We start from the raw sequence: 9,641 nt of genomic DNA, 5'->3' as shown, positions 1-9,641 counted from the left end.
CTCAGACTTGATTGATTTAGCTGCCTCCCGAGCGAAGGCTTCCAGTTCTTTCTTGTTCATAACTGCCTATCCTTAGCCATTACTGGCTTTCAATGATAAGCAGTTACACAGTTTTATCTACAGTCCCAAATTAAATTTATTAGAGTTAATATTCTGGTTTTCTCGGCGTTTATAGCTGAGTAATTGACGATGCCTTTGCCCCTTCGGGGGCCTTTTTATGAAATAATTTTACGTTTATAGTACATATATAGTTAAATAATCGTCTATTTTGTAGTGCTTACCCTCGTTTATTCATGTTCTTAATTATAGCGAGCGCCGACTTTCTAGGTTGCCGTCAATTGCGATAAACTTCTGCGCCAGTATTTCCTTGAAGGCGATACTTTATTCATTAACCGACAATGAGGCATTCTGGATGATCGCGATATTTTTCCTTTATAACGCTGAATGCTACTTTTCCAATGCTTGTCGTTCCATCTTCATGCTAATAGAGGCGGTATAATTTATGCGGCGCGGAAAATCAGAAGAAAAATATGTTGATGTTCCGGGTGGAAGTATTTATGTCCGGATTTGGCATCCAGTAGAACCGCCAACGTCACCTCCAATCGTCCTGTTGCATGATTCGTTAGGCTGTGTAGCTCTGTGGCGAGAGTTTCCGGCTCAGCTTTCCCTTAGCCTTGGTCGCACAGTTGTCGCCTATGACCGGCTGGGGTTTGGTAGGTCCAGCGAACGCGTAGAACGACCATCGCGCAGATTCATTGACGAAGAAGCGGAAATTGTTTTCCCATCACTTTGTGCGTCTCTAGGCCTGGAAGCGGTGGTTCCATTTGGTCATAGTGTCGGCGGTGGTATGGCGATAGCAATTGCTGCTATTCACTCCCGAGTTAAGCTCTGCTCTAGTCTTATTGCCGAGTCTGCGCAGCCATTTATCGAAGAACAAACAATAAACGGGATCGAAGCTGCGAAGCAGTACTTCAGTAATCCGATCAATATGGGAAAACTTACCAAATACCATGGTAATAAAGCTCGCTGGGTCTTGGCTGCGTGGACTGAAACTTGGCTTGATCCTGAGTTCAGAGGTTGGAATCTAGGTTGCCATCTAAAGGAGGTGCAGTGTCCGGTGTTGGCAATTCATGGTGACAATGATGAATACGGATCAGTCGCGTTTCCCAATTTCATTGCGGGCTCTGCTTCAGGTCACTCCCTGGCCGTTATTATGGACAGAGTAGGTCATGTCCCGCACCATGAAGACCCAGTAAAGGTTATGGAAATAGTTAAAAGCTTCCTAGCAAAGGTCGATGGGGGTAGCTTTGTTACAGTCAGCTCCTAGTCTTCGTTTTTTGGTATTTTCCTGGCGTTATGAGACAGTCGGTAATCCCTTGGTGAGCAGTCACTCCAGCGTCGAAAGGCACGAGTAAAACTACTTGTGTCGGTGTAGCCTAAATGTGCAGCCAATTCATCTATTTTCATGTCGCTACTGATTAGAAGTTGGAATGCCATTTGTTTTCGCTCCTCCTCTACTAGGGCTCGAAAGCTGGTGCTTTCATTATCCAATTTGCGCCGGAGTGTGCGGCTAGATAGGTTTATTGCCGACGCAACATCGTCTAGCGACGCCATTAGCCCTAAGTCGCCTAAAATCTGATTCCTAACGCTATCGCGAATTCCGCCAGTTTGTCGCTGGCGCAATTGTCTTGCGCATTGATCGCTTAATAGTCTCGCTAGGTTGGCATCGTAAGTAGGCTGTGGTTTATCAATATATTTAATAGGAACGCGGATGGCGTTGCGCCTGCTTTGATAAAGTGGTTTAACTCCGCAGACCGACTCTATGTAGACTGAGTTTGTTGTATCCAAGGTAGTAAACTCGGTCTGCATAGTCTGAATTTCATTTAGGCTAAGTTCTTTGATGATTATGATGCTGGCGGCCATATCTCGTTCTAACAAGAACTCGCGGAGATGGCTGGGTATGGACTGCGGGTTCATGAGCAAACCAAAATAGCCGCCTTCCTCAAAGGCGTTAATCTCGCAATAAGCGGTGCTTAAAGGTAGAAAACGCAGTGCGGTGTTGAGGGCGTCCCTGAGGGTTCGACAGGTTCGCAATGAGAAACCCCAAATCCCGAAAGTGGCGATGTTGTAGCAAAGGCCAATTTTAAAGCCTAGTGCGGGTATATTGGGTAGTGCGAGCATGATGTTTTCAATGAGCCGCATTTCCTGTTCACGCTCTATGAGTACCGCGCCGTCGTTAAGGCTGTGCTCTGAAATGTCGGTCCCAAATAAGCAGGTTTCCGTATCTACACCGTGATTTTTCGCAAAATTTATCATCACTTTGCTTATAGCGACGGGACGACGGGTGCTCTGGGTATTTCCCATGTGAAAAGCCTGAGTTGGGTGGCGCTAATTTGTGGCCATAAGTACCGCGCGAAAGGACATAAGTGTCATGTTACTTTTAAAGGCGCCGCTGTACATTGAGTACTGTTAAATAATTCAATTTTCAATTATTACATGGTAATGACAATGCAGGAAGAGCTAAAGGACTTAAATAAGAAGGCTTTAGGTGCCGCGATAAGTTATATGGGTAAAGTTGCTTGGCCGACGATAGCGCTTACATTTCTTGTATGTAGTCTATTCGTACTATGTATAGTGCTTTTTGCAAATGATGTGATAACCGTTTGGTTGGCTACACCGCTTGTTAGTGTCCTAACCTATATGGCGTATACGCCCTTGCACGAAGCTGTCCACGGAAATATTCATGGTAGTAGGTCGAGGATGCGGTGGGTGAACGATGTTTGTGGCTATCTGGCTGCGCCCATTATCGGTGTTCCGTTTGCCTCCCATCGTCACGAGCATTTTACTCATCACCGTTATACCAACATTAAAGGAAAGGACCCGGATTATTTGATTAGCGAGATGGGTAAGGGGCCTTTTAGTGTGTTGCTGACGACCCTAAAGTTCTTCTATGCTCAGAATAGTTTCTTCGCGGAAAATAATTGGCACTCTGCCGATTTAAAAGAGCGTGTTGTTTACAGTGCTGAACTGTGTTTCTCGCTGGGGTGGCGTCTACTTGCTATCTTGCTTATTGATCAGCCTGGCATCTCTATTGTTGTTTTGGTGGGGTATTTCTTTGGCGGTCTCTTTACGGCTTATTGGTTTGCGTATCGGCCGCATTATCCGTATGACAATACTGAGCGCTACCAGAATACGAGTAGCCTCATTATGCCCCCGTGGATGCGTCCGATGGAATGGTTTTGGTTAGGCCAAAATATTCACTCAGTTCACCACCTATTTCCTCGGGTTCCCTTCTATCGCTATCACGCGCTGCATCGGGATATTGAGCCGATACTGCGTGCGCATGGTACGCCAATTCTTGGTATCTGGAGTCGGGCGCCGGTGACCTAGTATTAGCTTAGTGAAACGCCGCCATCACAACTTCAAAGCCAATCAGCAGGATGACGATCCATTCGAGAAAAGCACTGTGACTGTGGTTTTGCTCGTCGGCCAGTATTTCTAAAAGCTCGTGTATGGTGCCCAGCTTTTGGGATAAGACGTCAACCCGCGGCTTAATGTCGAGGTAGCGAGCAAGCTGCATATAGGTTGATTCTAGGTTTGGGTGCTCCCAGAAAAACTCTGGGGTATCGAGCAAGCCATAATGCAAAATAATATCGCTTTTGGCCGCAAACAGGCGGCCGCGAATTTTGGCCAGTTCTTTGCGCCGCAGGGGAATTTTGCCCTTTTCTGCTAGGGTAGCCGGTATATGCGCGGTGGCTTTGATATTGTCCAAGACCATGGTTTCAAACACGATCAGCTGGGTAGATTGTGCCAGTGCGTGAGATACCGCCAGTCTAAGCAGATGGTCGTCGCCAGGTAGCGATATTTGGTCGCCGCGAACGCTGAGCTGCTCGGCGTTTAAGGTGAACTGAAATAGCTCGCGGCCGCGTTTGGTTGATTCCAGCAGAATATAAGGTGTCACGCGTTTTATGAGTAGCTGTTGGTCGTCGTCAGACACGGCCCAAAATACCACTATACCGTATTGAAACAGCCAAGCTTCGCCAGACACGGTGGGTACATGATAGGCGTCGCGATAGCGGGTGAACTCATAGGGCGCAAGGGCGGCACTTTCAAGCTCTGGTATTTGGAATGCGTCACCTAGGTTGATAACGCTGATTGTTGAATTGCAAAATGGCATATTGCCACCTCGTGCGGGGCGCGCCGGCCGGTCGGAAAGTGGCAGGATGCCACTGGGCGCGCATCATATTCGCAGTCTATTTGTTAGGCAATATCTATTGGTCGATTTTTGAACAAAATTAGGCATAAAAAAAGGGGCCCTTGTGAGGCCCCTTCGCTGTGCTGAAAATGCGTTTTTTAAACGATTTTCTTCATTGCAGTCATGTAACCGCGCAGTCTGCGGCCAACAACTTCAACTGGGTGGTTGCGAATCGCCGCGTTAACGGTGATCAGCTCTTGGTTGTCTACACCGAGGTCTTTGGTGTTCAGGCCTTTACCGATGATGTCGGTAGACACCTTGCTCATGAAGTCTGCTAGCAGTGGACGACAAGCGTGATCGAACAGGTAGCAGCCGTATTCAGCGGTGTCTGAAATAACCACGTTCATTTCATACAGCTTGCGACGGGCAATGGTGTTAGCGATCAGTGGCGTTTCGTGCAGCGACTCGTAGTAAGCAGACTCTGGCTCCATACCGGCAGCAACCATGCACTCAAACGCGAGTTCTACACCAGCTTTACACATAGCAACCAGCAAAATACCGTGGTCGTAGTACTCTTGCTCGCTGATTTTAACATCGCCGGCAGGGGTCTTTTCAAAGGCTGTTTCTGCGGTGGCGGCGCGCCAAGCATGCAGGTTTTTGTCGTCGTTCGCCCAGTCTTCCATCATGGTCTTGGAGAAGTGACCGCTGATGATGTCGTCTTGGTGCTTTTCGTACAGCGGGCGCATGATGTCTTTCAGCTCTTCGGCCAAATCAAAGGCTTTGATTTTGGCAGGGTTGCTAAGACGATCCATCATATTGGTGATGCCGCCGTGCTTCAGGCCTTCGGTGACTGTTTCCCAGCCGTATTGAATCAGCTTAGAGGCGTAGCCGGCGTCGATGCCTTGCTCAACCATTTTGTCGAAGCACAGAATGGCGCCAGTTTGCAGCATGCCGCAAAGAATGGTCTGCTCGCCCATGAGGTCAGACTTAACTTCAGCAATTGGTGAAGATTCCAGAACACCTGCGCGGTCGCCGCCAGTACCAGAAGCCAAAGCTTTGGCAATTGCCATGCCTTCGCCTTTAGGATCGTTTTCACGGTGAACAGCGATCAGTGTTGGTACACCAAAGCCGCGCTTATATTCTTCGCGCACTTCAGTGCCGGGGCATTTTGGGCACATCATCACAACGGTGATGTCTTGACGGATTTGCATGCCTTCTTCAACCAAGTTGAAGCCGTGGGCGTAATCTAAGCAAGCGCCTTCTTTCATTAACGGCATAACGGCGTTAACAACAGGAGTGTGCTGCTTGTCTGGTGTAAGGTTCATCACCACGTCAGCAGTGGGGATGAGTTCTTCGTAGGTGCCAACGGTAAAGCCGTTTTCAGTTGCGTTCTTCCAGCTCTGACGCTTGGACGCAATTGCTTCGGCGCGGAGTGTGTAAGACACATCCAAGCCAGAGTCGCGCAGGTTCAAACCTTGGTTTAAGCCCTGTGAACCGCAACCGATAATAACGATCTTTTTGCCTTTTAAGTATTCGCAGCCATCAGCAAACTCGCTGCGGTCCATAAAGCGACATTTGCCTAGTTCTTGCAGCTGAAGACGCAGCGGCAAGCTGTTGAAGTAATTCTGACCCATAGGATTCTCCTGATATTGGGATTAATAAATTTGTTCGTGGAGGGTTTGCCCAGCTATTCCACAATGGTGGCCACTTTAGCACTGCATTTATGTTGCGTAAAATGATATATAGTAGATGCTGTGTTGCGTATATCGGTATGATGACGCTGTCATATTATTCACTTAGCCTAATTCCTTGTTATGAATATAAAAGAGCTAGAGACATTTATTCATCTTGCCCAATCCCTGCATTTTGGCCGGACCGGCGAGGCAATGCATTTAAGCGCGTCGGCGGTGAGCCGTTCGATTATGCGTTTGGAGGAGCAGGCGGGTGTGGCTCTGTTTGAGCGGGATAATCGGCGTGTACAGTTAACCGCGGCGGGCCGGGAATTTCTCCGTTATGCCGAGCAGGCCGTCGTTAATTGGCAGTCAGTATTGCAGCGTTTGCACATTCAGGGCGAAGTCCTACAGGGTGAGCTGGGCGTGTTTTGTTCGGTGACCGCGTCGTATAGTGTGCTCAGTAATATTCTTGAGGTGTTTAGGCAGCGATATCCAGCTATAGAATTGAAGCTGCATACCGGCGATCAGGCAGATGCGATAGATCGCATCGTCGAGGGTGGCGAGGATGTGGGTATTACCGCGAAACCTAGACAGCTTTCCTCGCGGGTGTTGTATCAGGAATTGACTCGTTCGCCGCTGCGCTTATTAGTACCTAATATTCCCTGTGCGGTGAATGAGCAAATCGCGGCGGCGCACGAGGTGCTGTCTCCGGCGATGTTGGCGAATTTGCCTTTTATTTTACCGGAGCGTGGCGTAGCGAGAACGCTCATCGAGCAATGGTTTCGTCTGCAACAGATAAAGCCTAGCGTGTATGCGCAGGTTAGTGGTCATGAGGCGATAGTGAGCACTGTTGCGCTAGGCCTTGGCATAGGTGTGGTGCCTGAGTTGGTGCTTGCGACGAGTTTTCTGCGCGAGCGGGTGCGGGTGATTCCAGTGGAGCCAACCCTGCCTAGTATGGAGGTGGGTATGGTAGTGTTGCAGCAACGTTTATCAAATCCCTTGGTTAAAGCGTTCTGGGATTGCGCCAAGTCATCGTACAGTTCTCTTAATTAATTTATGATATACCTTCTTTAATTACACGTATCAACAGGTCGAACACCTTATGACAGAGCAGCCGGACAGCGAGAAATCGAAATTGAGCTTCGACAAAGAAGCCTTATTGCTGATCGATGATCACGAAGAGGAAGTGTCTGTAAATGGCAAAACCGTGCGCAAGCGCGGTATCTACCTCCTACCGAATTTGTTTACTACTGCAGCCTTGTTTTCTGGCTTCTTTGCCATTATTTCTGGCATGCATGGTAATTTTGAAAATGCGGCAATTGCTATTTTTGCGGCGATGATTTTTGATGGCCTTGATGGTCGTGTTGCTAGACTTATGAATGCCCAGAGTAAATTTGGTGCGGAATACGACAGCTTAGCTGACATGGTGTCCTTCGGTGTTGCGCCTGCGTTAGTGGTGTTTAGCTGGGCCTTAGTAGATTTGGGTAAATTCGGTTGGGCGGTGTCCTTTATATACGTTGCGTGTGCCGCACTCCGGTTGGCGCGCTTTAATACCCAAATAGATACTGCTGATAAAAATTACTTCACTGGTTTAGCCAGTCCTGCGGCCGCCGCGGTGATGGCGGGTTTGGTCTGGGTTAGTGCTGAAGAAGGCTGGGTGGAGCAGGGTATTCATTTCGAAATTGAAGTTTTTGCCGGTCTGTTGATGGCGGTGTGCGGCATGTTGATGATTCTCAATGTGAGGTACAGCAGCTTCAAGGGAATAGATTTTCGCGGCCGAGTCCCTTTTGTTGTAATGATAGCTGTCGTCTTTGTTTTTGGCTTGGTTTCGGTTGATCCGGCGCGCGTCCTGTTGGCGGCGGCGATGATCTATGCCTTGTCTGGCCCCGTACAGGCAATATACCGTCGATTTAAATGAGTCTCGTTTTGTAACAATAGTAAGCGTGGCGCATCTAAATAGAAGTGAGTAAATTTTTTAGGGAGCCACGCCATGCTTATTCGTACGCCATCAGATATTCCCAGCAGTGAAATTACGCCAGAGAGTGTGTATCTAAAGCGCCGTCAGTTTATGCAAGGTGTTGGCGCCGCGGCGCTGGGCTTAGGATTGCCCTCGGCTGGATTTGCCGCCAGCGAAGATCCACGCAAAAGTCTTGATTTCAGTCCGGTTGTCAAAAAAGACGGCAATCCTTTTTATACTGATGAAAAAACACCGAGTTTTGCTGAGGCCAGCAGCTACAATAATTTCTACGAATTTGGCACCGATAAAACAGATCCTGCCAGAAATGCTCATACCCTGACTACTGATCCTTGGTCTGTAAAAGTAGAGGGGCATGTCGCAAAGCCCGGTAATTATCCGCTCGAAGATATTATCAAATTGATGACGCTTGAAGAGCGAATCTATCGCCTGCGCTGCGTTGAGGCATGGTCAATGGTCATTCCCTGGGTGGGTTTTTCCCTCGCCGACTTCATAAAAATGTTTGAACCCACCTCCGATGCTAAATATGTTGAGTTCACCACTCTGTATCGTCGCGATGAGATGAAAGGTCAGCGCTCATCTTTTAGTACCATCGATTGGCCTTATACAGAGGGGTTGCGTATGGATGAGGCGATGAATCCCCTCGCGTTTATGAGTGTAGGTATGTACGGCAAAACCCTGCCCAACCAAAACGGCGCGCCAATTCGGTTGGTGGTGCCATGGAAATATGGCTTTAAAAGCATCAAGTCTATCGTTCGGATGCGTTTCACCTCTATTCGTCCTAAAACCAGTTGGGAAAGTATTGCGCCGAGAGAGTATGGGTTTTACGCTAATGTAAATCCTGAGGTTGATCACCCGCGCTGGACCCAGCGTTACGAGCGACGCCTGCCGAGTAGCCTGTTAAGCCCAAGCCGGATTAAAACGGAAATGTTCAATGGCTATGGCGAACAGGTAGCTGGCTTGTATAAAGACATGAATTTGCGTCGCAACTATTAATGGCTGCATTGACTTCTAAGCAGATCAGTATTGCCAAAGCGCTTGTCTTTGTTCTTTGTCTATTGCCTTTGGCATACATTGTTTACGCGGCACTTACCGAAAACCTTGGCACCGATCCTGTTAAATCGCTTATTCATCTCACTGGTGAGTGGGCGATACGTCTATTTTTGCTCACCATGGCGATTAGCCCAATGCGGGCTTGGTTGGGGTTGAATTCAGCACTTCGCTTTCGTCGAATGCTGGGTTTGTACACTTGGTTTTACGCCAGTTTACATCTGTTGGTCGTGGTCACTTATCTCTTTGGCTGGGATTGGTCTATCGCTAAAGAAGAGTTGGCTGAACGCCCGTATATATTTGTCGGATTCGCAGCGTGGGTATTAATGGTGCCGCTGGGCCTTACCTCCAATAACAGAGCGGTGCGCGCGCTGCGCAAAAACTGGGTCCGCTTGCACATGCTGGTATACCCTGCGGTAATCCTTGCGTGGGTGCATATTGCGTTACAGATTCGCTCTAGTTACTTTGATGCAGCCTTATATGCTGTGTTGATAATCTGCCTACTTTTTCAACGATTTCAAAAACTTCAAAAAAGATTATAGAAAGAAGTTGACTCCCATCGTCGTATCTCTATAATGCGCCTCCTCAACTGCTGACGCGGACTTCACTGAGGTGAGGGAAGCGGATTTAGAAGGCGGTTGAGGTAGTAAGAAAGTTTAAAAAACTACTTGCTACTGAGGATGAAGTATATATAATACGCCTCCTCGCTTAAGGGCAACAACTTAAGCAAAATCAAAACCCTGGCGGT

Annotated in this window: 9 protein-coding genes; 6 read left to right on the top strand and 3 right to left on the bottom strand. The window is 48.1% G+C overall.

What is annotated here, in order from left to right:
• The first annotated feature begins 502 nt into the window (after positions 1-502).
• Positions 503-1,327, top strand: a complete 825-nt coding sequence (locus tag O9X78_RS20080; RefSeq protein ID WP_103683262.1) for an alpha/beta fold hydrolase — start codon at positions 503-505, stop codon at positions 1,325-1,327.
• Here the strand turns inward: O9X78_RS20080 and O9X78_RS20075 are convergent.
• Positions 1,324-2,364, bottom strand: coding sequence for an AraC family transcriptional regulator (locus tag O9X78_RS20075; protein WP_103683261.1), 1,041 nt, complete (start codon positions 2,362-2,364; stop codon positions 1,324-1,326). The genes O9X78_RS20080 and O9X78_RS20075 overlap by 4 nt on opposite strands.
• A gap of 144 nt (positions 2,365-2,508) precedes the next feature.
• Between O9X78_RS20075 and O9X78_RS20070 the strand changes: the two genes are divergently transcribed.
• A complete protein-coding gene (locus tag O9X78_RS20070) occupies positions 2,509-3,390 on the top strand; it encodes a fatty acid desaturase family protein (RefSeq protein ID WP_103683260.1) in 882 nt (293 codons plus the stop codon).
• 7 nt (positions 3,391-3,397) lie between these two features.
• On the opposite strand, the gene O9X78_RS20065 is transcribed toward O9X78_RS20070, so the two are convergent.
• Positions 3,398-4,177, bottom strand: coding sequence for an RMD1 family protein (locus O9X78_RS20065; protein WP_008251338.1), 780 nt, complete (start codon positions 4,175-4,177; stop codon positions 3,398-3,400).
• A 176-nt stretch (positions 4,178-4,353) separates the two neighbouring features.
• Positions 4,354-5,829: a ketol-acid reductoisomerase gene (gene ilvC, locus O9X78_RS20060; RefSeq protein WP_269621493.1), complete on the bottom strand. Its 1,476-nt coding sequence runs from the start codon at positions 5,827-5,829 to the stop codon at positions 4,354-4,356.
• Between the two features lie 180 nt (positions 5,830-6,009).
• On the opposite strand from ilvC, the gene ilvY reads away from it, so the two are divergent.
• From ilvY to msrQ, 4 genes are all read left to right on the top strand, one after another.
• Complete coding sequence (ilvY, locus tag O9X78_RS20055) at positions 6,010-6,921, top strand: HTH-type transcriptional activator IlvY (protein ID WP_269621492.1); 912 nt, start codon at positions 6,010-6,012, stop codon at positions 6,919-6,921.
• Positions 6,922-6,970: 49 nt separating this feature from the next.
• Positions 6,971-7,786, top strand: a complete 816-nt coding sequence (gene pssA / locus O9X78_RS20050) for a CDP-diacylglycerol--serine O-phosphatidyltransferase (RefSeq protein ID WP_269621491.1) — start codon at positions 6,971-6,973, stop codon at positions 7,784-7,786.
• A gap of 72 nt (positions 7,787-7,858) precedes the next feature.
• Positions 7,859-8,839 (top strand): protein-methionine-sulfoxide reductase catalytic subunit MsrP, encoded by a 981-nt coding sequence (gene msrP, locus O9X78_RS20045; RefSeq protein ID WP_269621490.1) that lies wholly within the window; start codon positions 7,859-7,861, stop codon positions 8,837-8,839.
• Complete coding sequence (msrQ, locus tag O9X78_RS20040; RefSeq protein ID WP_269621489.1) at positions 8,839-9,435, top strand: protein-methionine-sulfoxide reductase heme-binding subunit MsrQ; 597 nt, start codon at positions 8,839-8,841, stop codon at positions 9,433-9,435. The genes msrP and msrQ overlap by 1 nt, the downstream gene beginning before the upstream one ends.
• Positions 9,436-9,641: the final 206 nt, after the last annotated feature.

Source organism: Zhongshania aquatica (assembly GCF_027257955.1).
In the GTDB taxonomy this organism is placed as follows: domain Bacteria; phylum Pseudomonadota; class Gammaproteobacteria; order Pseudomonadales; family Spongiibacteraceae; genus Spongiibacter; species Spongiibacter aquatica.
Note: the sequence above shows the minus strand (reverse complement) of the source record. Positions and strands in the feature narration are given on the sequence as shown.

Coding starts and splice junctions, on each gene's coding strand:
- O9X78_RS20080 (WP_103683262.1), top strand. CDS start 503: ATGCGGCGCGGAAAATCAGAAGAAAAATATGTTGATGTTCCGGGTGGA.
- O9X78_RS20075 (WP_103683261.1), bottom strand. CDS start 2,364: ATGGGAAATACCCAGAGCACCCGTCGTCCCGTCGCTATAAGCAAAGTG.
- O9X78_RS20070 (WP_103683260.1), top strand. CDS start 2,509: ATGCAGGAAGAGCTAAAGGACTTAAATAAGAAGGCTTTAGGTGCCGCG.
- O9X78_RS20065 (WP_008251338.1), bottom strand. CDS start 4,177: ATGCCATTTTGCAATTCAACAATCAGCGTTATCAACCTAGGTGACGCA.
- ilvC (WP_269621493.1), bottom strand. CDS start 5,829: ATGGGTCAGAATTACTTCAACAGCTTGCCGCTGCGTCTTCAGCTGCAA.
- ilvY (WP_269621492.1), top strand. CDS start 6,010: ATGAATATAAAAGAGCTAGAGACATTTATTCATCTTGCCCAATCCCTG.
- pssA (WP_269621491.1), top strand. CDS start 6,971: ATGACAGAGCAGCCGGACAGCGAGAAATCGAAATTGAGCTTCGACAAA.
- msrP (WP_269621490.1), top strand. CDS start 7,859: ATGCTTATTCGTACGCCATCAGATATTCCCAGCAGTGAAATTACGCCA.
- msrQ (WP_269621489.1), top strand. CDS start 8,839: ATGGCTGCATTGACTTCTAAGCAGATCAGTATTGCCAAAGCGCTTGTC.